Source organism: Zunongwangia sp. L-65, from assembly GCF_056859415.1.
In genome coordinates this window covers 237,144-260,902 of the sequence record NZ_JBSXOK010000069.1, presented here as the reverse complement: position 1 = coordinate 260,902, position 23,759 = coordinate 237,144, and the positions used below count along the sequence as shown (strand labels likewise).

23 protein-coding genes are annotated in these 23,759 nt (G+C 35.7%); 9 read left to right on the top strand and 14 right to left on the bottom strand.

The genetic code is table 11. The features are described from left to right. Positions 1-671 precede the first annotated feature (671 nt). Positions 672-1,175: a DUF1440 domain-containing protein gene (locus AC13DP_RS14990; RefSeq protein WP_013069986.1), complete on the bottom strand. Its 504-nt coding sequence runs from the start codon at positions 1,173-1,175 to the stop codon at positions 672-674. 99 nt (positions 1,176-1,274) lie between these two features. Here AC13DP_RS14990 and AC13DP_RS14985 point away from each other — a divergent pair, with 99 nt between their 5' ends. Next, complete coding sequence (locus AC13DP_RS14985) at positions 1,275-2,060, top strand: amidohydrolase (protein WP_228249683.1); 786 nt, start codon at positions 1,275-1,277, stop codon at positions 2,058-2,060. Here AC13DP_RS14985 and AC13DP_RS14980 read toward each other — a convergent pair. Further along, the gene (locus AC13DP_RS14980; RefSeq protein WP_347407289.1) at positions 2,052-3,665 is read right to left on the bottom strand and encodes an Ig-like domain-containing domain; all 1,614 of its coding nucleotides are present in this window, start codon (positions 3,663-3,665) and stop codon (positions 2,052-2,054) included. The genes AC13DP_RS14985 and AC13DP_RS14980 overlap by 9 nt on opposite strands. 84 nt (positions 3,666-3,749) lie before the next feature. Beyond that, complete coding sequence (locus AC13DP_RS14975) at positions 3,750-4,367, bottom strand: ComF family protein (RefSeq protein WP_013069989.1); 618 nt, start codon at positions 4,365-4,367, stop codon at positions 3,750-3,752. Positions 4,368-4,491: 124 nt separating this feature from the next. On the opposite strand from AC13DP_RS14975, the gene AC13DP_RS14970 reads away from it, so the two are divergent. Together AC13DP_RS14970 and AC13DP_RS14965 are read left to right on the top strand one after the other, a co-directional pair. Then, a complete protein-coding gene (locus AC13DP_RS14970; RefSeq protein WP_228249680.1) occupies positions 4,492-5,376 on the top strand; it encodes a hypothetical protein in 885 nt (294 codons plus the stop codon). Between the two features lie 62 nt (positions 5,377-5,438). Next, positions 5,439-6,980: a glycine--tRNA ligase gene (locus tag AC13DP_RS14965; RefSeq protein WP_483068035.1), complete on the top strand. Its 1,542-nt coding sequence runs from the start codon at positions 5,439-5,441 to the stop codon at positions 6,978-6,980. Between the two features lie 67 nt (positions 6,981-7,047). Here AC13DP_RS14965 and AC13DP_RS14960 read toward each other — a convergent pair whose 3' ends face one another. The 4 genes from AC13DP_RS14960 to AC13DP_RS14945 all read right to left on the bottom strand — a co-directional run bounded on the left by AC13DP_RS14960 (position 7,048) and on the right by AC13DP_RS14945 (position 9,896). Then, positions 7,048-7,581 carry a ferritin gene (locus tag AC13DP_RS14960; protein ID WP_013069993.1) on the bottom strand — a complete coding sequence of 178 codons (534 nt, stop codon included), beginning with the start codon at positions 7,579-7,581 and terminating at the stop codon, positions 7,048-7,050. Positions 7,582-7,659: 78 nt separating this feature from the next. Further along, positions 7,660-7,965: a hypothetical protein gene (locus tag AC13DP_RS14955; protein WP_272957146.1), complete on the bottom strand. Its 306-nt coding sequence runs from the start codon at positions 7,963-7,965 to the stop codon at positions 7,660-7,662. Positions 7,966-8,006: 41 nt separating this feature from the next. Beyond that, the gene (locus tag AC13DP_RS14950) at positions 8,007-8,477 is read right to left on the bottom strand and encodes an Lrp/AsnC ligand binding domain-containing protein (RefSeq protein ID WP_013069995.1); all 471 of its coding nucleotides are present in this window, start codon (positions 8,475-8,477) and stop codon (positions 8,007-8,009) included. A 45-nt stretch (positions 8,478-8,522) separates the two neighbouring features. Beyond that, positions 8,523-9,896 carry a saccharopine dehydrogenase family protein gene (locus tag AC13DP_RS14945; RefSeq protein WP_483068034.1) on the bottom strand — a complete coding sequence of 458 codons (1,374 nt, stop codon included), beginning with the start codon at positions 9,894-9,896 and terminating at the stop codon, positions 8,523-8,525. Positions 9,897-9,945: 49 nt separating this feature from the next. Here AC13DP_RS14945 and AC13DP_RS14940 point away from each other — a divergent pair, with 49 nt between their 5' ends. Then, a complete protein-coding gene (locus tag AC13DP_RS14940) occupies positions 9,946-10,326 on the top strand; it encodes a DUF423 domain-containing protein (RefSeq protein ID WP_013069997.1) in 381 nt (126 codons plus the stop codon). A gap of 76 nt (positions 10,327-10,402) precedes the next feature. After that, positions 10,403-12,016, top strand: a complete 1,614-nt coding sequence (pckA, locus tag AC13DP_RS14935) for a phosphoenolpyruvate carboxykinase (ATP) (protein WP_483068033.1) — start codon at positions 10,403-10,405, stop codon at positions 12,014-12,016. Positions 12,017-12,105: 89 nt separating this feature from the next. Here pckA and AC13DP_RS14930 read toward each other — a convergent pair whose 3' ends face one another. Together AC13DP_RS14930 and AC13DP_RS14925 are read right to left on the bottom strand one after the other, a co-directional pair. Next, entirely contained in the window at positions 12,106-12,852 is a 747-nt protein-coding gene (locus tag AC13DP_RS14930) for a uroporphyrinogen-III synthase (RefSeq protein ID WP_013069999.1), read from the bottom strand. 25 nt (positions 12,853-12,877) lie between these two features. Then, complete coding sequence (locus tag AC13DP_RS14925) at positions 12,878-13,537, bottom strand: DUF4271 domain-containing protein (protein ID WP_483068032.1); 660 nt, start codon at positions 13,535-13,537, stop codon at positions 12,878-12,880. Between the two features lie 101 nt (positions 13,538-13,638). Here AC13DP_RS14925 and AC13DP_RS14920 point away from each other — a divergent pair, with 101 nt between their 5' ends. From AC13DP_RS14920 to AC13DP_RS14910, 3 genes are read left to right on the top strand one after another with little or no spacing between them, the layout of a single operon-like run. Then, the gene (locus AC13DP_RS14920; protein WP_013070001.1) at positions 13,639-14,367 is read left to right on the top strand and encodes a polyprenol monophosphomannose synthase; all 729 of its coding nucleotides are present in this window, start codon (positions 13,639-13,641) and stop codon (positions 14,365-14,367) included. A 2-nt stretch (positions 14,368-14,369) separates the two neighbouring features. Further along, positions 14,370-15,713: a dihydroorotase gene (locus AC13DP_RS14915; RefSeq protein ID WP_483068031.1), complete on the top strand. Its 1,344-nt coding sequence runs from the start codon at positions 14,370-14,372 to the stop codon at positions 15,711-15,713. Then, the gene (locus tag AC13DP_RS14910; protein WP_483068030.1) at positions 15,713-16,252 is read left to right on the top strand and encodes a DUF4296 domain-containing protein; all 540 of its coding nucleotides are present in this window, start codon (positions 15,713-15,715) and stop codon (positions 16,250-16,252) included. Before AC13DP_RS14915 ends, AC13DP_RS14910 begins: the two co-directional genes overlap by 1 nt. On the opposite strand, the gene AC13DP_RS14905 is transcribed toward AC13DP_RS14910, so the two are convergent. Further along, entirely contained in the window at positions 16,249-17,283 is a 1,035-nt protein-coding gene (locus AC13DP_RS14905) for an NAD-dependent epimerase/dehydratase family protein (RefSeq protein ID WP_483068029.1), read from the bottom strand. The two genes, AC13DP_RS14910 and AC13DP_RS14905, sit on opposite strands and share 4 nt — an antisense overlap. An 81-nt stretch (positions 17,284-17,364) precedes the next feature. Between AC13DP_RS14905 and tyrS the strand changes: the two genes are divergently transcribed. Continuing rightward, on the top strand, positions 17,365-18,660 hold the full coding sequence (gene tyrS / locus AC13DP_RS14900; protein ID WP_013070005.1) for a tyrosine--tRNA ligase: 1,296 nt from the start codon (positions 17,365-17,367) through the stop codon (positions 18,658-18,660). A gap of 410 nt (positions 18,661-19,070) precedes the next feature. Here the strand turns inward: tyrS and AC13DP_RS14895 are convergent, their stop codons facing one another. From AC13DP_RS14895 to AC13DP_RS14880, 4 genes are all read right to left on the bottom strand, one after another. Next, positions 19,071-20,051, bottom strand: a complete 981-nt coding sequence (locus AC13DP_RS14895; protein WP_483068028.1) for a LuxE/PaaK family acyltransferase — start codon at positions 20,049-20,051, stop codon at positions 19,071-19,073. Between the two features lie 201 nt (positions 20,052-20,252). After that, positions 20,253-20,597 (bottom strand): T9SS type A sorting domain-containing protein, encoded by a 345-nt coding sequence (locus tag AC13DP_RS14890; protein ID WP_013070007.1) that lies wholly within the window; start codon positions 20,595-20,597, stop codon positions 20,253-20,255. Between the two features lie 156 nt (positions 20,598-20,753). Further along, positions 20,754-22,382 (bottom strand): T9SS type A sorting domain-containing protein, encoded by a 1,629-nt coding sequence (locus tag AC13DP_RS14885; RefSeq protein WP_483068027.1) that lies wholly within the window; start codon positions 22,380-22,382, stop codon positions 20,754-20,756. Between the two features lie 130 nt (positions 22,383-22,512). Then, positions 22,513-23,730 carry a hypothetical protein gene (locus AC13DP_RS14880; RefSeq protein ID WP_347407298.1) on the bottom strand — a complete coding sequence of 406 codons (1,218 nt, stop codon included), beginning with the start codon at positions 23,728-23,730 and terminating at the stop codon, positions 22,513-22,515. Positions 23,731-23,759 lie beyond the last annotated feature (29 nt).

Sequence of the window (23,759 nt, the reverse complement as noted above, 5' to 3'; positions counted from 1 at the left end):
AGCGAAATGGAGAAGTCTTAACAATCAACTAAAAAAAACTTCTCGATACAACAAATTTCTCCATTTCATTTCGAAATCTGTCACTCGAAGTGACATCATCTTACTGTAAACTAAAGTGATTTTGAGGGACGAAAAATTATACCAAGAACTGTAAAGCACTAAACTGTTGGAATATAGAATAGAGTGAAGAGCCTGTAAAGAGGTACGATTCAAGAAACAGAAATCAGAAGTATTTAATTTCAAATCTTAAATTTTGAATTGGCTATAAACTCATCATAGACTTTTTCGGAATTCGATCGAATGACAAATATTCTCCTCATTTCCACTTTATCGTAACAAAACGGAGAAGTCGTTAACAATCAACTAAAAAACTTCTCGATACAACAAATTTCTCCATTTCATTTCGAAATCTGTCACTCGAAGTGACATCATCTAATTTTCAGTTCAAGTGATCTTGAGTGACGAAAAATTGTATCAAAAACTAGAAAGCGCTTCGCTGTTATAAGATAGAATATAGAAAAGCGATAAGAGAGCCTAGATGAAAGACTTAGGGATCAGGATGAAATTTTGAGTTTTTAATGTGGAATTTCGAGTGGCTGTAAACTGTAAATTTTTTTGAATATTGAATCTTTTTAAGCTGATGGCCGACTGCTAGGTGCTGTTAGTTTTAGCTATTTTTTCAATCTTTGATTCACCTTATTTCTTACCAACTCGGTTGTGATTCCAAATAAAACATGAGCGATGAGCTCATTTGCTTGCATTTTTATGGGCACATCTGTAGGTTTATCTTTAAGACCTAAAATAGGTAAAGAGGTTTGATGAGTAGAAATCCAGGTTGAGGTTCCCATAATAATTCCTTGGGCAAGATTCAATTCATCTTTATCTTTTTTTCCATAGCCATAGGCCGCACCTGCACTGGCGCCTACCGGAAAGTTCACTAGTTGCTCAGCTAGTTCCTCGTTTTGTACACTTATGGGAGTTCCAGTGATTTTAGTGGAAAGATGATCCAAAATTTTAAGCTGTGCGCTTCGATTTTCAGCTTTTCTAACCGGTAAAAAATATTCTACCAAACCCTTTACCGCGCCACCTGCTAATCCGCCAATAGCACCGGCGATCAAACTTCGGGTAGTTTTATTATTGATTGTAGGATTGCTTTTTAAGTGTTCTAAAAACATAGATTCCAATTTATATTAAAGCTATTTAATATTGAACGCTTCTGCAATCATTTAACAATCATTTGACAGGAACTTAAAAAAATAAACTATTTTTAAAATATGAGTACACCACCAAATTTAAAAGTAGCGATTATTCAGGCCAATTTAAAATGGGAAGATGCCAACGCAAACCGAAGTTTTTTCAGTAAAGAAATAGCGGCTTTAAGCGATGCTGTAGAGCTTATTATGTTGCCCGAGATGTTTACCACAGGTTTTAGTATGAATGCTGAAAATCTTGCCGAAAAGAAACAGGGCCAAACATTACTATGGATGCAGGAGCAGGCAAAACTGAAAAATGCAGCGATCACGGGAAGTGTAATTGTTACTGAAAATGGGCAGTTCTACAATCGCTTATTTTTTGTCTTTCCAGACGGTACGGTGCAGAAATATGATAAGCGGCATACATTTACTTTGGCTAAGGAAGATCAAACGTATACGGCAGGAACAAAGCGTTTAATTGTAAATTATAGAGGCTGGAAAATTTGTCCGCTTATTTGTTATGACCTTAGATTTCCTGTTTGGGCTAGAAACACAGAGGATTATGATCTCTTGATTTATGTGGCCAACTGGCCTAAAAAGCGGGTTGCCGCATGGGATGCCTTATTAAAAGCAAGAGCAATTGAAAACATGAGTTTTTGTATTGGTGTAAACCGCGTAGGTGAAGATGGTGATGGATATGTTTATAATGGGCATAGCGCTGTGTACGATTGCCTTGGTGAAAATCTAACTGATCAAAATGACGAAACTGAGTTTTCTAAAGAAATTACGCTAGACAAAAATCATCTTGAAAAAACACGAGATCAGCTTAAATTTTTGCAGGATCGCGATAAGTTTAGATTAATCTAGGTAAAATTGATAAACTTCATCAAAATTGGCCCGTGTTTGTAAAGTGTCTGGATAATAGCTTATTTTTTCAGGCTTTCTACGTTCTAACCAGCTACCAGTATCCCAGTATCCATTTTGGTTTTCGTCGTAGATAATTCTTAGAAAGTAATTCCCGGGGTTTATATGTTCAAAGGTAAACTGGTTGCCTTCTTTTAAAATTTGCTGTTTTACAATCTCCCCTTTTAAAGTGGTTAACTGAACAATCATAGGATAGCTTCGAACATTTCGGAGGGACATGATAATGCTGCCATATTCAGAGAGTGGTTTGGTAGTTAATTTCTGACTTATGGTATCGTTTTGATCACCAAACAAGTCGGTTAAAGATCCCGGCAAGGCTTTAAAATAGTAAGTCCCCTCTGGTTCTTTGTCGAAATAAATTTCTAACTGATTCTCTAAACCTCTAAGTTCAGAAGTAAAATTAACTTCAACAGAGTCTTTGTCTAAAATTGTGATAAGCGCATCATTTTTTTCAACCAGGGGAGTATTTGCTTTTAACAATAATGGTTGATTGTATTCTATTTTCCCAGAAGGTTCAGCTTGTATATTTAGAGAATCTCGTGCTAACTGTGCCATTCTTATATAAACGGTATCGCGCTGGCGCGGAGTAACATATTCTAAAGATACACTATCGGTTTCAATAGGATCCCTAAACCAATAATAAAGCGTATCGGTTTTAGCATCGCGCGTAATTCTGGATACCGGCGGATCCATTGGCGGATATAAAAAATTCAACTCTAAATCGTTTAAATTAGGGATGCCCTGGTAGCCAATAAGTAACTGCCTTCCTTTAAAAAGTTTTGGTCTCTTTACCTCAAAAGCCAATTCTTCCTGAAAAATAGAAATCGTATAAATACTATCGGTAGGAATGCTAATAGGATGATCCAAAAAGCCAATTTTGTCTTTTGCGGGATTAAATTTATAATTGGCGTTATCGTCTAAAATAGCGACCATCTGATATTTTCCTACCTTTAAATTTTCCAGGTCGAAATTTACACTACTATCGCGAGTGTAAGCTACATAGCGTGGAATTTCGTTGTAAACCACAGAATCGGTATAGGTGGAGTCCATCTCGTACAGAAATATCGAAACAAACTCAGGTGTTTCTTTTAAATATGCATCTTCAATAAATCCTGAAACTTCTAAAGAATCAATATAATCCCCTGTGCTGAAAACATATTTAAAATAAGGGTAAGGATTTCCTTCGTTATTATCCACGATACTTTTTCCAAAATTTATGGCGTAAGTAGTATTTTCTCTAAGGGTATCGGTAATCTCGATTTTTACATCTTTCCTGGCCTGGCCTAGCGGAAGAATATTCGGCTTAGGATCCATAGGGGGAGAAATGATGATTTGTTGTTGTGGATTTTCGAGTTTAATAAACTCGTTAAAAAGAATACTAATTTCTTTAGCATCAAAGTTTGTGGTGTAATTCTCTGGGTTTGCTCTTATAAAACGCGGTGGTTCTTCGTCTATCGGGCCACCTTCAGGCATTCCTTTTTTGGCACATCTTACCACAGATGTGATTACTACTATAAAAAGAATAAAGTTGAAAAGCTTCCTGTTCATCTTTAAAAGCGCTATGATTTTTTCAGAAATTACACTTAAAATCCTTTCGCAAAGAAACGATTATTTTGAATTTAAACGCAACAATCAAATGGTAATTGCCATAGTGGCGATACTGATTTTAATTTTTTCTGATTTTCTTAAACATCCAATGCAGGCTTCTAATGTTGCGCCAGTGGTTAAAATATCGTCCACCAGCAGAATATGTTTGCCAGAAATTGCCGAAGTATCCGTAAGTTGAAAGGATTGCTCCATAAGGTTCCATCTTGATATTCGATTTTTAAAAGCTTGTTTTCTGGACGAACTTACCTTGAGAAGAAGGTCATCACGATAGTTGGCATTTAAACTTTTCGCAATTTCTTTTCCAAAACCTTCTACCTGGTTATAGCCACGCTGTTTAAGACGATTTTTGTGTAAAGGAACAGGAACAATTATGTCTACAGCATTAAATCTTGCGCTATTTTTGAGAATTTCACCAGTCCATTCCCCTAAAAAATAGCTTATTTCAAATTGTCTCTTATATTTGAGGTTGTGAAGCAGTACCTGTACCATGTTCTTCTTGCGAAAAACGAGCAAGGCGTATGCGGCATTAATAGGAGTCCTGCCATAAAATACTTTATCGGCCTGATTTTCGTTATCAGTTAGATAATTAGTAAGTGGGAGTTGATGTAAACAAGCGGTACAGATCACTTTTTCATGATCCACCAAAGGCCTTTCGCAGCAATTGCAGGTTTTAGGATAAAACAGATTTATGAAATCGTGAAACATTTGTTAAGTGGTTGTTGGGGAAAGCCTTAAACCTCTAAATTTATAAAATATAAAATACTTTATGATGACTGAAAAGAAGAATAATACTGCATTAAAGATTCTTATTGGTGTCTTGGCGGTGGCTCTTATTGCGCTTACGATTTATACGATAAGATTCTATAATGAAGAAAAAGAAAATAAAGCGATTCTTCAAAAAGAAAAAACTGCCATAGAGAATGAGCTTAACGAGCTTATTGTTAAATACGATGAAGCTATTGATGAGAACGAAATCATGGATCAAAACCTGGTTGATGCCAGAGAACGTATTAATCGCTTATTAGATTCGGTTCAGGATTACGAGGCAAATTTGGTGTTGATTACGAGATATCGAAGAGAAATAAGCAATCTTAAAGCTGAAAAAGAAAGGCTGTTTAGGGTAGTAGATAGCTTAAGCCAGCAAAACCAAAGAATGGCAATGACCATTGATAGCACTCAAACAGAGCTTTCTGAGAAAACAAGATTGTCTGATTCTTTACAAACGTCTAATCAAAGCCTTGCTAATAAAGTGAATAAGGCCTCGCAACTTAAAATCACTGGTTTACGTGGGGAAGGTGTAATTGTAAGAAATAGCGGTAAAATTGTAGAAAATGATCGAACAAGGAGAATAGACCAGATACAGACCTGTTTTACCATAACCGCAAATGACCTTAGTGAAGCCGGAGAAAAGAATCTTTATGTACAGGTGTATAATCCAGAAAATGAACTGGTGGGAGATAAAATAGCAGTAGAACATGATGGCGGTGTGATGGTATACAGTGCGCAGAGTACCGTATATTATGAAAATGATGAACTAGATGTTTGTATATTGGCCAATACAGATAAAGAGAAACTATTGGAAGGCAATTATAAAGTGTATGTTTATAACGATGCGACACTAATCGGCACAGCTTCTTTTAGTTTAAGATAAGAAACTCAAAATTTTAAAGACCGTCATGAGTTAAATCATGGCGGTTTTTTTATTTTTGCTGTATGGCAAAACAAGAAGATTCATTTAAAAACGTGATATCCCATGCTAAGGAGTATGGGTATATTTTTGCGTCTAGTGAAATATATGACGGATTAAGCGCGGTTTATGACTATGGTCAAAACGGTGCCGAATTAAAGAAAAACATCAAGGAATACTGGTGGAAAAGTATGGTGCAATTGCATCAAAATATTGTGGGAATTGATGCCGCAATATTAATGCATCCTACCACCTGGAAAGCTTCCGGGCACGTAGATGCCTTTAATGATCCGCTAATCGACAATAAAGATTCTAAGAAGCGTTATCGGGCAGATGTTTTGGTTGAAGATTATGCTGAAAAAATCAACCAAAAAGCACAGAAGGAGATAGAAAAAGCGAGAAAACGTTTTGGAGAAGCTTTTGATGAAGAGCAATTTATAGCGACTAATCCGAGAGTACAGCGATATAAAGCTGAAGAGAAGGAGATTCTGGAACGTTTAGCAAAGTCCTTAACAGAAGAAAATTTGGCTGATGTAAAGGCGCTGATTGAAGAGTTGGGAATTGCCTGCCCTGAGAGTGGTTCTAAGAACTGGACAGATGTTAAGCAGTTTAACTTAATGTTCGGAACAAAGCTCGGAGCTTCTGCCGATAGTGCAACCGATCTTTATTTAAGGCCTGAAACGGCACAGGGGATTTTTGTGAACTTTGCGAATGTTCAAAAAACCGGAAGAATGAAAATCCCTTTTGGGATTGCACAAATTGGTAAAGCGTTTAGGAATGAAATTGTGGCGAGACAGTTTATTTTCCGTCAACGTGAGTTTGAGCAAATGGAAATGCAATTTTTTGTACGTCCCGGTGAGGAACTCAGCTGGTTTGAAAAATGGAAAGAAACGCGCCAAAAATGGCATGCTTCTTTAGGACTTGGTGATGAAAAATATCGTTTTCACGATCACGAAAAGTTGGCACATTACGCTAATGCAGCTACAGATATTGAGTTCGACTTTCCTTTTGGATTTAAAGAATTGGAAGGGATTCATTCCCGTACCGATTTCGATTTAAAAGCACATGAGGAACATTCTGGTAAGAAACTTCGTTTTTATGATCCTGAAATGGGAGAAAATTATGTGCCTTACGTGATTGAAACTTCTATTGGTTTAGATCGTATGTTCTTAGCCGTGTTTTCGGCTTCATTACAGGAAGAAGATCTTGGGGATGGAAAATCCAGAACCGTACTTAAATTGCCAGCGGTTTTAGCGCCAACAAAAGCGGCAATCTTACCATTGGTGAAAAAAGACGGTTTGCCGGAACTAGCTCAGGAAATTGTAGAAGAACTTAAATGGGATTTTAGAGTGCAATATGATGAGAAAGATGCGGTTGGTAGACGTTATCGTCGCCAGGATGCTGCCGGCACACCTTTATGTATTACGGTAGATCACGATTCTTTAGAAGATAAAACAGTTACTGTTCGTTATCGTGATACGATGAAACAAAAACGAGTACCGATTTCAGAATTAGCCTCAATCATCGATCAGGAAGTTAATTTTAAATACTGGCTTAAAAAGGCTTAGTATTTTTAAATTTGATATAAAAAAAGGCTGCAATCGCAGCCTTTTAATTTTTTATACCTTAATAGAATTAAGCAGGATTTGCTTCTTCCCGAATTTCCTTAATTCGTTCATCCAGAAAGCGAAGCCCAACATTTTCGGTATTTATTAAGTCGAATAACTCTAACGCTCTGCGCATAGTTTGTTCTTCTTCCATTTGCTCTTTCACATACCACTGTAAAAAGTTCTCAGTAGTAAGGTCACGTTTATTGCGACATTCATAAATAATGTTATGAATACTTTTAGTAATGGCGATTTCCTGATCCAGGGCGGTTTCAAATATCTCTTCCAAAGATGCAAAATCATGATTGATATTGCTAACCTCAGGAGAATATGCCGTTCCACCATTATCATTAATAAAGTGGAATATTTTCATCATATGTTCGCGTTCTTCCGCAGATTGCTCGTAGAAGAATTCAGCGCTGTAAACCAGTCCATTGTGATCACACCAGGAGGCCATTGCAAGATACGCAGCAGAAGATTGAGCTTCCTGCTTAATTTGTTTATTTAATAAATCTAAAATATCTACATGGATAAGTAGATTTTGTCTTACAAGGTCTTTCATAGAATTCGATTTTGTACAAAATTACCTAAAAAAGAAGTAAGTCCCTAAGAATGAGATCAATTTAGAAGTAGTCTAAACCTAAGCAATAACCGAGTTGATTTCCATCATGGCAAAGGTGCCGTTAAGGAGTTCTAACAGGTCGAGTATTTCTAAGGTATTGAATATAAATAAGTGTTCACGATTGCAAAGGCTTAGGATCTCTATACCATGTGCGTTGTTACCGTTTAAATGTTGCTCGATGTCAATGGACTTTAATCTATGACGAAAAGCCAGCAATTGGCAAAAAGAAAACTTTACCGTTTTATGACCAAAATCGATATAGAATCTTCGGCTATTGTCGCACTGGCTGGCCGCAAAATATTTTGACGTGTAAATCGTGTTCATTTGTCGCCAAAATTAATTTTAATTTAGAATAAATCCAAATATCAAATCTTAATTTGTCGATTTATTTGCTGATTTAAGGAAATAAAGGTCTCCGTTCTGGATACCCCTTCAATTCCCTGGATATTTTTATTTAATACTTTCATTAAGTGTTCATTGTCCTTACAAAGTACTTTTACGAATATCGACCAGTTTCCGGTGGTGTAGTGACATTCAATAACTTCTGGGATCTCTTTAAGTTTATTTACAGCAAGCGGGTTGCTAACCGCTTTGTCCAGATAAACCCCTACAAATGCCATAGTCTTGTAACCTAATAGTCGTGGGTCTATAATTAATCGGGAGCCTTCAATTAATCCGGATTTTTCTAACTTTCGTAATCTTTGGTGGACAGCGGCTCCTGTAATTCCTATATTTTTAGCGATTTCTAAAATAGGTCTTTTCGCGTCCTCCATAAGGAAATTAAGGATAGTTTTATCGATACCATCGATAACAACATTTTGGTCTATAATCTTCATTTGGTTGTAGTTATAAAGCTAAAATAGGAAAAAAGATTTCATTTCCTAATTGCTTACCCCACCTATGGCATTATATCCTAAATAGTTTGTTTGTTTTTCTTTAAAAATGATACCATTTTCTTGAAGTTCTTCTAAAATTGGTTGGTAAACCTCCTTCGAAATTGGTAAATGTACACCTGGGGTGTTGATTTCTTTTTTTAGAATTTTTCTTGCAGCAATACCAACTGGCAAGCCTACGGTTTTTGCCATTGCGGTTTCAGTTTGATCTTTACCAATGCACACCATGGTGGAATCTATTTGTTTTTTTTCGCCGTTTAATTGATACCCAAACTTATGATACATTACGATCATATCTTTATCTTCTGAGGAAAGAAGCCATTTTTCTTCCAGTATCTTTTGTAGTGCCTGGGCAGGAGTGGCGGATTCTATGCCTATGGTTTTATGGTTATTAAACAGGTCTAGTTCCAACAATTTCTCCCACATAATATCATCCTGATCTATTTTTAAGTTATGGCGTAATTTTAATTCTACCGAATCTGTAGGGGAATAAGGTAAAAAAGAGTTTACAAATTCGCGATAGGTCATGTTTTCTGAATCTTCCATGGTAAAACTATCATCGGTCATCCCAAGTTGCACGAACATATTCCAGGCCCGGCTATATCCCACCCGGCGCACGGTGCCCCTATATAAAGTTAAAATGTCATGAAGCCGATAAGCTTCCCTGTAATCTAGCGAATTTCGATTAGCATAGGCTTCAAACCTGCCATAACCTTCGATGTCCAGAAACTCTGTTCTTCTAAATAATCGATGATAAGGGATATATTTATATTTCCCTTCCTGAATAAATTTAGCAACGCCACCCTGTCCGGCAACAACTACATTCCTGGGATTCCAGGTAAACTTATAATTCCATAAATTATTATCACTTTCAGGAGCTACTAGTCCGCCACAAAAAGATTCGAACATCAGCATTTGTCCACCGGCATTTCTAATGCGATCAATAACCTGCATGGCGCTCATATGATCAATCCCAGGGTCTACGCCAATCTCATTCATAAAAATGAGGCCAGCTTCTTTAACTTCAGTAGCCAAGGCTTTCATTTCTTTACTAATATAAGAAGCAGTGACCAGATTTTTTTTCAGTTTAAGACATGTTTTTGCAATTTTTATATGGAATCTGGCCGGTAGCATAGAAATTACAATATCCACAGCAGCGATATGTTTTTCGCGATGTTCAGAATTAAAAATATCAAAACTAATAGCAGTGCAATTTTCGTGATTTTTAATTGCTTTTTTTGCTAGGGATAGCTCTTTGTCAGCAACGCAAATGGTAAAGTTTTCTTCGGAAGACTTTTCAGATAAATATCGAATAAGTACAGCGGTAGATTTTCCCGCGCCAATTATCAGGATTTGTTGCATAATTAAAGTATTTTTGTGTAAGGCTAACTAAGGTATAAAAACTTGTAGTATGACGCGTAAATTTTTGGTAGCAGGAGGAATATTTGGTCTTTTTGGGGTAATTCTTGGAGCTTTTGGAGCTCATGGATTAAAGAATGTCTTAGATGCAGACACCTTAACCTCTTTTGAAACCGGTGTACGCTACCAAATTTACCATGCACTTTTATTAATTGGTTTGGCTAATTTTACGAAGCTCCAAAACAACCTTCTTTTTTGGTTTTTTACCATAGGTAGTATTTTTTTTAGCGGTTCCATTTATCTACTTAGCTTAGATGAGTTGGCCGGCTTGGATTTTAGTAGCATTGCTTTGGTCACCCCACTTGGAGGAGCGCTTTTAATTGTAGGTTGGACACTTCTTATATTTAAATCGCTTAGGTTAAATTATGAATAATAAAAGAGCTTATCGCTAGTTCTTTTATTTAAGATTTTTAAATTTGCTATAATAAAACCACACAAACACATTAATTATGGATTTAAACAACATAATTACGAAAACGATTTCGTTAAATCGTTATAACATTAAAAATGCTATTATAAATTACCAAATGTATCCTGATGAGCTTCAAGAGGAAACACTCAAGCATAATTTGGGTAGGGAAACCAGAGAAGGGGTGCTTGCCATTAACACTGGTAAGTTTACAGGTAGATCCCCACAGGATCGTTTTATTGTAAAAGATGAGGTCACTAAGGATCGAGTTTGGTGGGGAGCTATTAATATTCCCTTTGATTCCTCAAAATTTGATAAACTGTACGATAAAGTTGCAGATTATCTTTCTGATAAAGAGCTATATGTTCGAGATGTATATGCTTGCGCACATCAGGATTATAAATTAAATATCAGGGTTATTAATGAATATCCATGGTCTAACATGTTTGTCTACAATATGTTTTTACGACCAACAGAAGAAGAATTGCCAGGTTTTAAAGAAGACTGGTTGGTTGTTAATGCTCCCGGTTTTAAAGCTGATCCTGAAAAGGATGGTACCCGGCAGGAAAATTTTGCTGTTTTGAATTTTAGTAAAAAAATTGCTTTAATTGGTGGCACCGGCTATACCGGTGAAATTAAGAAAGGAATTTTTTCAGCCTTAAATTTAATATTACCCATTTATCAGGATACCTTGCCTATGCATTGCTCTGCAAACGTAGGGGAGAATGGGGATACTGCAATATTTTTTGGTTTATCGGGCACTGGTAAAACAACACTCTCGGCAGATCCTAACAGAAAGTTAATTGGGGATGACGAGCACGGATGGACTGCCGATAATAAGATTTTTAACTTTGAAGGTGGCTGCTATGCAAAAGTGATTAATTTATCTAAAGAAAATGAGCCTGATATTTTTAATGCTATAAAACCAGGTGCAATTTTAGAGAATATCGTCTTTAAAAACGGAGAGGTAGATTATGATGATTCGAGTATTACCCAAAATACCAGGGTAAGTTACCCTATAAATCACATTCCATATATTCAAAAGCCCTCGGTAGCGGGAAATCCTAAAAATATTTTCTTTTTAACGGCAGATGCCTTTGGTGTCTTACCTCCCATAAGTAAATTAAATCCCGCCCAGGCAGCTTATCATTTTATTAGTGGTTATACGGCAAAGGTGGCAGGTACCGAAGAAGGTATTAAAGAGCCACAACCCAGTTTTTCAGCCTGTTTTGGTGCGCCATTTATGCCATTGCACCCAACGCTTTATGCTGAAATGTTAAGCCGAAAAATGAAGGAAGCCAATGTAAATGTATGGTTGGTAAATACCGGATGGACCGGTGGTCCATATGGGACAGGGCAGCGAATGAAACTGAAGTATACCCGGGCAATGATCAATGCCGCGTTATCTGGAAACTTGAATAAGGTAAGCTATGAAACCCATGAAATTTTCGGAATTAAAATGCCAACATTATGTCCAAATGTACCTACTGAAGTTTTAAATCCTAAAAGCACCTGGAAGGATAAAGAAGCTTACGATGTAAAAGCTAAAGAACTAGCTAACACTTTTAGAAGAAATTTCTCTCAGTTTAAGGACTATGCTAGTCAGGAAATACTGGAGGGTGGACCGCTCTCTTTAGAGTATAATGCCTCCTAGTATAATTATTTGTTAATGTTGTTTAAATGAAGAAAACCGGTGTTTAATAAGCAAAGCACCGGTTTTCGAATTTTAATAGAAGGTAATTTTTATTTCTTATTAGCTTCAGCAATATATTTATTAAGAGCCATTGTCATTGATGGTGTTTCTGAAGTTGGCGCTTTAATATTCACGGTTAGCCCGTGTTCTTTTGCAGCTTTAATTGTCGTATTTCCAAAAACAGCAATTCTTGTATCGTTTTGTTTGAAATCTGGAAAGTTTTCAAATAAAGATTTAATGCCACTTGGGCTAAAAAATACCAAAATATCATAAGTTACATCACTAAGATGCGACAAATCACTTACTACAGTTTTGTAAAATACGGCCTGCTTCCATTGTACGCCAAGTTTATCTAGGGTTTTCGGAATTACAGGTTTTAACATGTCTGAAGATGGTAATAAAAATTTCTCATTCTTATACTTTTTGATAAGCGGAGAAAGTTCTGCAAAGGTACGTTTACCTACGTAGATTTTTCGTTTTCTGTAGACTACGTATTTTTGCAGATAATAAGCCACTGCTTCACTAAGGCAAAAATACTTTAGGGAATCAGGTACTTTAAAACGCATTTCTTCAGCTACCCGAAAAAAGTGATCTACTGCGTTTCTGCTGGTCAGGATTATAGCGGTATGTTTTGAAAGATCTACTTTTTGTTGTCTAACTTCTTTTGAAGAAACGCCTTCTACATGAATAAAAGGGATGAAATCAACTTTAACCTTTTGCTTTTCCTCCAATTCGAAATATGGAGAGTTTTCTACTTTAGGTTCAGGTTGAGAAACCAAAATTGTTTTCACTTTCATATATCAATATTCTTTATCTGATCGTTTAATACACTGTAATAAGCTTATATAAAATAAAGTACGGTGCAATTTCAAGAGCGCAAAGGTACAAAATAAAATAAAACCAGTTAGCGCTAATTAACTTTTGATATTGTCTAAAGATGTTAAATATCCCTGTTAAATTGGCGAAAAGGATAAAACTTACAATCCCATATACCCATAAATCGCTAATAGTAAAGGTATATATCAATAAAAGTGTGAAAGGGAATACCAGTATGGCGATATAATTGCGATAGCTTAATTTCTGAAATAAATAGATATCTACTATTTTATCCATATTAAAGATATTAGAGATTATTTTTTCGACCCCAAATTTTAAGAGGATAAAACAGACATAGGCGGTAAAAATCCTGATATAAATAAAAACATAGTTGTTGGGGCTTGGGTTGGTATAATATTTATAAAACCAGAACAATAAAACCGATACAGAAAGTGCGTTTACAGTAAAGAGGATTATGTTAAATCCATGAAAAGCATTGTTCTCTTTTCCTTTAAACAGCATAAATTTGTTAGAGCTTAGGATAGAAAGAAATTCGGTAAAGCGATTAGGATATAAATTTCTAACCAGTACAATTAATATAAAACAGATTAGGAATATGATTGTGATCCAGTCTAAAGGTTCGGTATAATGTTCTATTGCCTGCACAATTATTTTTTTGCAAATTTAAGGGAATGTGATAAAAACTAAGCTTAAAAACAAAAGAAAGCATTGTTTAAAATTCCTACATTTGTGCAAAATTTTCGGGAATGGTTCATGGGCTAATTATTATACCCACTTTTAATGAAATAGAAAATATAGAGCGGCTGATAAGAAATATTTTTTCACAACGTCGTAATTTTCATATTTTGGTGGTAGATGATAATTCGCCAGATGGCACTGCTACGAGGGTAAGAACCTTGCAGGCTGAGTTTCCTGAACAACTTTTTCTTGAAGAACGTAAGGAAAAAACAGGTTTAGGAACTGCATATATACATGGCTTTAAGTGGGCGTTAAAACGAGAGTACGATTATATTTTCGAAATGGATGCTGATTTTTCCCATAATCCCAATGATCTTTCAAGATTATACAATGCTTGTAGACGTGAAGGTGCAGATTTGGCTATAGGTTCGCGATATGTTACCGGAGTGAATGTGATTAACTGGCCTATGAATCGTGTATTAATGTCTTGGTTAGCCTCTAAATATGTGCAAGCTATTACAGGTATGGATATTCATGATACTACGGCAGGTTATGTTTGTTATAAAAGAGAAGTTTTAGAACGTATAAAACTGGATAAAATACAGTTTGTTGGATATGCGTTTCAGATAGAGATGAAGTTTAAAGCGCATCTTTTAGGGTTTAAAATAACCGAAGTCCCCGTTATTTTTACCGACAGAACCAGGGGAACCTCCAAAATGAGCGGCTCGATAATTTATGAAGCTGTTTTTGGAGTAATAAAAATGAAAGTAAAAAGTCTGTTTAACAGAATAAAGTAGTGATGAAAAAAGTCCTGATTAAAAACGCCAAAATAGTAAATGAAGGAAAGATTACTGAAGGTGATGTTTTTATAGAAGATGGAATTATTAAAGAGATATCCGAGTCGATAAGTGCAAAATCTCCAGACGTTCAGATTTTTGATGCTGAAGGAACACATCTTTTACCTGGGATTATCGACGATCAGGTGCATTTTAGAGAACCCGGTTTGACTCATAAAGAAGATATCGAAATGGGGAGCAAGGCAGCTGTTGCCGGTGGGATTACTTCTTTTATTGAGATGCCAAATACACTGCCACAAACTACGACAATAGAGGAGTTGGAAAAAAAGTTTCAGTTGGCTGCAGAAAAATCCTATGCTAACTATTCTTTTATGTTTGGCGGAACTAACGATAACCTTGAAGAAATTTTAAAAGTAGACCCTACAAAGACAGCTGCATTAAAGTTGTTTTTAGGTTCTTCTACGGGGAATATGCTGGTAGATGATCAAAAGGTTTTAGAGGAAATATTTTCTAAATCTCCTTTGTTGATTGCAGTTCACTGTGAAGATGAAACAACTATTCAAAATAATTTAAAAGAATGTGTTGAACGTTATGGAGATGACATTCCTATCGAACTCCATCCAAAGATAAGAAGTGAAGAAGCGTGTTATAAATCTTCCTCAAATGCCGTAAAATTAGCAAAGAAAACAGGAGCGAGATTACACGTTTTCCATGTTTCAACTGCCAAAGAATTAGAACTTTTTAGTAATAAAAAGCCACTAAAAGATAAGAAAATTACCGCAGAAGTTTGCATACACCACTTATGGTTTAATGATCATGATTATAAACAAAAAGGGACTTTTATAAAGTGGAACCCCGCCGTGAAATCTGAAAAAGATCAGGAAGCTTTAATGAAAGCGTTAAACGATGATATTCTGGATGTTGTGGCTACAGATCACGCGCCACATACCAAGCAGGAAAAACAAAACCCTTATACTAAGGCTCCAAGTGGTGGCCCTTTAGTACAGCATGCTTTACCTGCGATGTTGCAATTTTATCACAAAGAGAAAATTTCTTTAGAGAAAATTGTAGAAAAAATGTGTCATAATCCTGCAATTTTATTTGATATAAAGGATCGCGGTTATATTCGTGTAGGCTATAAAGCAGATCTGGTACTCGTAGATCTAAATGCACCCTGGCAAGTAAAATCTGATAATATTTTATACAAATGCGGGTGGTCTCCTTTTGAAGGGGTAACTTTTAAATCCAGGATTACCCACACCTTTGTAAATGGTCGTTTGGTATATAAAAACTTTAAGCATCAGCCTTTTGCTAAAGTAGCACAGCAACTGGAATTTGATAGATAATGAGATTGATTAAATACGCTGTTGTTTTTATCCTTTCTATAGGGCTTTCCTGCCAGGATGTTAACTATATGGATAAGCCTAAAAACCTTATTTCAGAAGATAAGATGGTCGATATACTAACCGAAATGTCTTTAGTAAATGCTGCCAGAAATTATAATAAGATTTTACTGGAGCAAACCGGGATAAAACCAGATCAGTACATTTACGATAAATTTGGGATAGATAGCGTACAGTTTGAAAAAAGCAATGCGTATTACACTGAAAAATATGATGACTACGAGCGGATTTTTGATAAAGTAAAAGACTCGCTACAGTCTTTAAAGACCCATTTTGATGAATTGGTAGAAGAAGAAAAACGAGTACAGGATTCTATCAATAAAGTAAGAAGAGAGAAAAATCGTCCTGAATTTAAAAAGGAAATCGATTCGGTTGAAGTAGATACTACTAAGGTCGATACTATTTTAACAGAAGCCGACCGAATTAATAGATTAGATAGTTTACAGAACAATCAAGGACCTTTATCAAGAGAAGCGAATTAATTTTTAATCGTCTCTTTTTTCTCCTGATCTTTAAGAAAATACTTTCCTGTTTCTGCGATTACATTTTGCATTGGGGTGAATTTGAAATTTATCTCTTTTTTAATTTTCGTGTTATCGAAGGTCGATTTTTGGAAAATTCCCGCAATATCACTTTTGGTGATATTGCGATTATAGCCAAACAATGACGCTGTTTTTTGTACAAACCAGCCTATAGAAATCATCCACTTTTTAAGTGGTTTTTCCGGTTTCGGCCTATTAATGCTTATAGCGATAAATTCCAGAACTTTTTTAAAACTAAGATTTTCAGCAACCAGGATATATCTTTCGTTATAAATTTCAGAAGACATTAATTTTAACATGGCAGTTACTACGTCTTTTACGCCCACAAAACCAGTGATTTTCGGAAAGTGATAATTTAATCCGTTTTGGATTCGTGTAAATAATTGTCCGCTTCCTTTTTGCCAAAATCCCGGGCCAATAATTACTCCCGGGTTTACAATAATTACTTTTACACCTTCTTGGGAAGCGCGCCAAACTTCAATCTCAGCACCATATTTAGAGATGGCGTAATCGCTATTATTTGCTTCGGGATTCCATTGAGTGTTTTCTGTGGTAGAATCAGATTTAATAGGTTGGCCTAAACTTGCAATGCTGCTTACATAGCATAGTTTATCAATTTTTGTAGCAATACACAGGTTCACGATATTTGCGGTGCCTTCAATATTGATTTTTCGAAGCGCTTTTTCATCTTTAGGCTTAAAGGAAACTAAAGAAGCACAATGGTAAACCTTGGTAACGCCTTTAAATGCTATCGTTAACCGAGGAATATCAGTAAGGTCTGCAACAACCCATTCAATTTTTTTGAAAAGGCGTTCAGCTTCCTCTTTGTGATGATAATATAAAAAGACCTCAAGTGTCTTATAAAGATCACTTTTGGGGCGATAAATCGCTCTAATCTGATGTTTTTCTTCTGCCAGTTTTAAAAGCAAATGAGCGCCTACTAAACCGGTACCGCCTGTAACTAAAATCATGTGGTAAATATAGCTAAAGCACTTAGGAAAAATAAGAGTAAATGGTATCTTTACAGCTGTTTTAAGAACAAATTGTTAATTATGAACAAAAATTTTGTTGAAGAGCTTACCTGGCGCGGAATGATTCACGATGTGATGCCGGGCACAGAAGAACATCTAAACGAGCAAATGCGTGCTGCCTATGTTGGTATCGACCCAACAGCAGACTCTTTACATATTGGTCACCTGGTAGGAGTAATGATGCTTCGGCATTTCCAGTTAGCAGGACATAAACCTTATGCCTTGGTTGGTGGTGCAACGGGAATGATTGGGGATCCTTCGGGGAAATCTGCGGAACGTAATCTCTTAGATGAAGCGACTCTAAGGCATAATCAAAATTCGATTAAAGAGCAGCTTTCAAGGTTTTTGGATTTTGAAGGAGCTGAAGAAAATACTGCAGTATTAGTAAATAACTACGACTGGATGAAGGAGTTTTCTTTTCTTGATTTTATTCGCGATGTAGGTAAGCATATCACCGTAAATTATATGATGGCCAAAGATTCGGTTAAAAAACGTTTATCTTCAGACGCGTCTGAAGGGATGTCTTTTACTGAATTTACCTACCAGTTAGTACAGGGATACGATTTTCTTCATTTATTTAGAGAACACCAGTGTACCTTGCAAATGGGAGGTAGTGACCAGTGGGGAAATATTACTACCGGGACTGAAATGATTCGTAGAATAGGGGATGGAAAAGGATATGCGCTTACCTGCCCATTAATTACAAAGGCCGACGGTACAAAATTTGGTAAAACCGAAGGAGGAAATATCTGGTTGGATGCCAATAGAACGTCGCCTTATAAATTCTACCAGTACTGGTTAAATACCAGCGATGCTGATGCAGAGAAATACATCAAAATCTTTACTTTTTTAAGTAAAGAAGAAATAGAAGATTTAACCTCAAAACATCAGGAAGCGCCACATTTAAGAGAACTTCAAAAAGTTTTGGCGAAGGAAGTTACCGTAATGGTACACTCTGAAGAAGATTATAATAATGCGGTAAAAGCTTCTGAAGTTTTGTTTGGAAAAAGCACTGCTGAAGATTTAAAATCTTTAAACGAAGCCACTTTTTTAGATGTTTTTGAAGGAGTGCCGCAAGCTGAAGTTTCAAGAGCCGAGGTTGAAGCCGGTTTAGATATGATAGGAGCTCTAGCTGCGAAAACCGATTTTTTAAAATCTAATGGTGAAGCCAGGAGAGCTTTAAAAGAAAATTCGGTTTCGGTAAATAAGGAGAAAGTGCAAGAGGATTACACCATTAGCCTTGATGATCTTATTAACGATAAGTATGTAATCATTAATAAGGGTAAAAAGAATACCTATATATTAGTGGTTGTTTAAATCCCTTATTGTAGGTTGTTATGTTGTAATAGGTTTGTTCCGAAACTTTTAAAACTTCTATCCCCTACTTTTTGGTTACCGCAAGGTTATAGATTAAAAATCCCCTCTTGAACTGATCAAGAGGGGATTCAACTAACTAACCAATCTAATATGAAAAATTTCACTTAGCCACAGAATAAATTTTGACTTCTTCCTATTCTGCTGAAATGTAGTCGGTTATTTTTCAAGATGCTTACAGGTTTTTGGATAAAAATAACATTTGTTTAGAGGCTACTATTTTCTGGATTATGCTTTAATACTTACCAACCGCTTGATCAGGTTTAATATTTTTTATTGTTTTTGGAAATTTTAAAATATCTTACAATTTGTATTTTTCTGATTTTTCCTGAGAATTCTGCTTATTATAGAGTTTATAAAACCATAAGGTTACAACCACGGATGTCGCTATTATCGAATCTTCCTAAGATTTCTATAGTATCATTTTTATTTATTTTCCCTAAATCCTGAGTAGCAATAAATGAACATGAGTTAATATTGGCAAGATCGATTACATTTATTCCGCCGGTTTTTCCTTTTTTTACAGGAGAAAAAGCGTCTTCAGGATCTCTAATTAAGATTTTCATCCAGGGTGGGCAGTCAAAAACTCCATTTCCTTTGGAATAAGCCTGCGAGAGTAACTCGGTCATCCCGTATTCGCTATGAATAGCAGAAACTCCAAAGCCTTTAGAGAGTATGCTATGCAGCTCTTCCCTAATCATTTCTTTACGGCGGCCTTTCATTCCGCCGGTTTCCATGATAATGGTGTTTTCTAGTTGAAACTGATAATTTTCAACGAGATCTAATAATGCAAATGATACACCAATTAAAAGTATTTTCTTACCATCTTTATCTAGCTGAATAAGCTTATTTTTCAGTGTATCAAGATTATCTAAATAAAAGCCACTTTCACTTTGATTGCTTTTTTTAATTAGATGTTCTACCATATAAATAAGAGAAGAACCTTCGCGTTCTAAATAGGATGGAAGAAGCGCTAAAATAGTTAAATCTTCAGCCGACCCGTAAAATTTTTGAAATGCCTTGTTGAAGCTATCCTCGTAAATCTCCAAATTGGTGACTATATGTTTACTTGTAGTGCTTCCGGTGGTTCCGCTACTGGTAAAAGTAATTTCTGCAGGTTTATTATCAGAAAGTATTTGGTGACTCTTAAAAAATTGGATGGGAAGAAATGGAATATCAGCTAAGCTACGGACATTGTCGGGTGATTTATGTAATAACTTGCAAAAGTGTTGATAAACGTGGTTATTTTGATATTGATATTGGAAGATTTCAACACTGATTTTTAGAAAATCAGCTTTAGATTGGATATCAAAAATTTTGCTGTGCTGTATCATCTGCAATTTTTACTCAATAATCGAGATTAAATGCTCCGAGACTTATCTCGAAATAAAAAATAATTGTCTAATAAATACCCATGGGTTTACACCGGCGTAGTTTACGCAAAGTTAAAAAAGAATATAATTTTCAAAGAATTAATGGGAATAATAGCGAATATTATCGCTGGGATGAGTGACGTGGGCCGAAGCCTCTCCTCTTCATTTAACGACGAGCTTACGAGTAGCGATCTCGTTTTGCTCTTTGATCTTTACAATATAGATACCTGCAACAAGAGACGATATGTCTAATTCTTTGCCACGCAGTTTTGTCTTTTTTATCGCTTTCCCTAAAACATTGTAGATTTCGATTTCTTTTTCAAGATTTTTAGTGCTGGTAATGTAGATTTTATCACCTGAAACCGGATTAGGGTAAAGACTAAGGCCTTCTATCGTCTCTACAGTTGTTTTTTTAGCTATACGTGAATCACCCTGCTGAGCAGTTGCGGGAGCAGCTATCAGTAGAAATAATCCTAATATAACACTGTAGAGATAATTTTGTTTCATTCTTTCTTAGTCGGTTATTGCAAACTTACAATAAAAAATCAAAAATCATACCTAAAATTTGCTTAATTCGATAAAATGTATTTTGGTTGTTTTTAACAGATTATGAATATAAAAGGCTGCAAATAGCAGCCTTTTAGGATTATAATAGTGCAAGGTTTAGTTTTTAACCTTATATGTGTTATCTCCGGATCTTACAATATACAAACCGGCTTGTAAACTTTTTACTGTTTCCCATTCCTCTTGTTCAGAACGAATAGTTTTATCAATTATCTGAACACCTGAAAAATTATAAATCTTTAGATTTTTTTGAGAATCTGTAATTTTTTCAGCTGTTGTTGAAAATGAACTTCTTGAAGGATTAAAATATACTTTTATAGCTACGGTATTATTACTAGTATTCTTGTCTTCTGCTTTTATTCTTGCAATAATATACCAGTTTCCAGATAGCCCATATTCAAAATCGGACGCGAAAAGGGTTTTACTATAATAGCCACCACTATTGCCAGCGGAGATGGACGGAATTGAAATTTCTGGGCTTAACTTAGCGTCATCTGACTGATTAAATGTAGCATTGCTCGATCTGTAAAATTCAATTTTCGTTGAACCAGAGCTGGCATCTCCTATATTATCTACGATAAAATTAAATGATAGCATGCTGTTAGAATGATCTAACCGGTGAGTTGCCGTTAAGCTAGAAGAAGAGGCATCACTTGTTACTCGTGATCCATTCGTATTCGTGTTAAATTTTAGGTCTGACTCTTTATTATTTGGAGGTGTGGGCGTTGGTACTGTATTATCACATACTGAGAATGGCATCCAACTATCGATTATATCTGAATAGCCAAATGATATACTTGCTCTTTTATCAGCATCTGAATCTAAAACTTTGTAGTATTTTACAGAACCTTCTATATTTGCTTTTATTAGATTGCCTTTAGACAGTCCACCAAATCCGTTGGGTGTTTGAAAATTTGCTTCAATTATGTATCCAGGGTTATTAGCGCAGAAGTTTGTCATTGCTTCGTTTTTATTTTCTCCGCAATATTTAAAAGTTTGATATATTGGAGGATGGTAATCAGATTTTAGTATTTTAGTATGTTCATTAAATGAGACCTCTAAATAAAATTTCTTTCCGATAAACGAAATTTCAGGTTTATCATAAGTGAAAGTCCACCATTTTATTACTTCATAATCAGAAAAATTTAATTCTGAATCACCTTCCCTGTTCCAACGCGAATAAGCTATTTGATTTTCAGGGCTTACTTTATCATAATAAAGTTTTAGTTTAATTTCTTCTCTATTATAGTTTCCTTTAATTTCAAAGCTATAATCTATACGTCCACCCTTTTCGAAATTTTTATAATCCGTGCTCACGTGAAACAAGCGAACGTCAGGAAGAGATGTATAAGTTAGCGTTTTTACTTGCGTGCCAAATTTAGCAACTAGAAAGAACTTCTGATTTGATAATTCAATATTTTCAGAATAATTGAAGTTAGTTGCTGTATACCAATGTTTAGTAGTAGGTGTAAGGAAATTTAGATAATTATCACCTTCTCTATTCCATCTACTATAAGCAATTCTATTTGTTGTATTGATTTCTTTATAATAAACACTAAGTTCAATTTCATCATAGCCATAATTCCCTTCTATAACGAAGTCGTAAAAAATGGTTTGTCCAGGTGTTATGATGTTTTCTGTATTTGTTATTTTAAATTCTTTAATATCTAATGTTTCGGAATAAGTTGTTAGATAGGCAAGGAAGAGCAGAAAAGTAATTTTTTTCATAAGGTTAAGTTTAAAGGTTAGGCCTAAAATAAATTAAGGTGTTAGCTTCTGTGTTTTCTAAATATTAACTTTGTGTAAATAAAAAAGGCTGCAATTGCAGCCTTTTTTTGTTGTTATTTAAATAATTGAATTACTCCACATCCAGAGAAGGGAACGTGTATCCTGTCCATGCAAAAACTGAAGTATCAGCTCCTGTGTTTCCAGCCCCAACGGTGATAGTGGCACCTTGAGCTTTAATATCTGTAGCGTCGATTGCTCCAAGTGCTGTTACATTAATAGAAGTTTCGCTAGATCCGTCTCCAGAATTATCAGTTAGATCGATAAAATCTGAAGCACTTCCGGCATCTTCATCTTCGGCAGCAATAATAGCAACTACGGCATTGGTAATCGTAGCAGAGCTTCCTCTTCTAATTTTAATCATATCTGCCATGCTGATGGTAGATTGATGATATAGAGTAAGTCCGTCGATAGTAGGATTTGATCTTGGGGAAGCATCATTATTGTTAGAATTACTATCGGCTTCAATACCTCTAGGATCCTCGGTTACATCATTAAATCCAAATTCTCTGATTCCGTAAAAGTTTTTACCGGTTCCTGTCCAGCCTTCAGTCCAGTCAAACCAATCGTCTTTAGCGTTTACAACAAGTGCATTGGTAACGTCTACCGTTCCGCCAAACCATTCGATACCATCATCATCACCGTATCTTACCATGATATTGCTTATCGAAGTTTCACTACCTACACCATAAAAGGTGAATCCGTTAAATTCCTGGTCACCATTGATTCTTGCTCCGGTATATTCTAAGATCATATAGTTGATAGTTCCAGAATTGTCTGCATCATTATCGCCTCCGTAAGATATACCAGCAACTTCTGTTTCTGCAACATCTCCAGAATTGATTTGTGCGTAACCAGCTAACATAACTCCGCCCCAGTCACCAGCGCGTGGATTCTCTGCGGCTGATGTAATCAGGATAGGGCTATCTGCTGTACCCTGGGCATCAATTTTCGCGCCTTGTGAAACCGCGATGTATACATTTGTACCTCCAGATCTAGCTTTAATAGTAACTCCAGGTTCTATTTTAAGTGTTGCACCATCCATAACCTTTAGGGCTCCGGTAAGCATCCATTCAGTATCAGCTGAAATGGTAACATTAGCTCTAACTTCACCATGTAGATCTTCTGGATCTAAATCGGGATCGTCCTGAGACTCGATTACATCGTCTTTTTGTTCTACGACACCACCATCGTCATCAGTTCCTGGAGTAGGAGTATCATCATCGCTAGAGCAACTTCCTAATAATGTTGCAATGGTAAACATCGAAAGAAATAATTTTGATTTTTTCATAAGTGTTTTTGTTTAATTGAAATTTGATT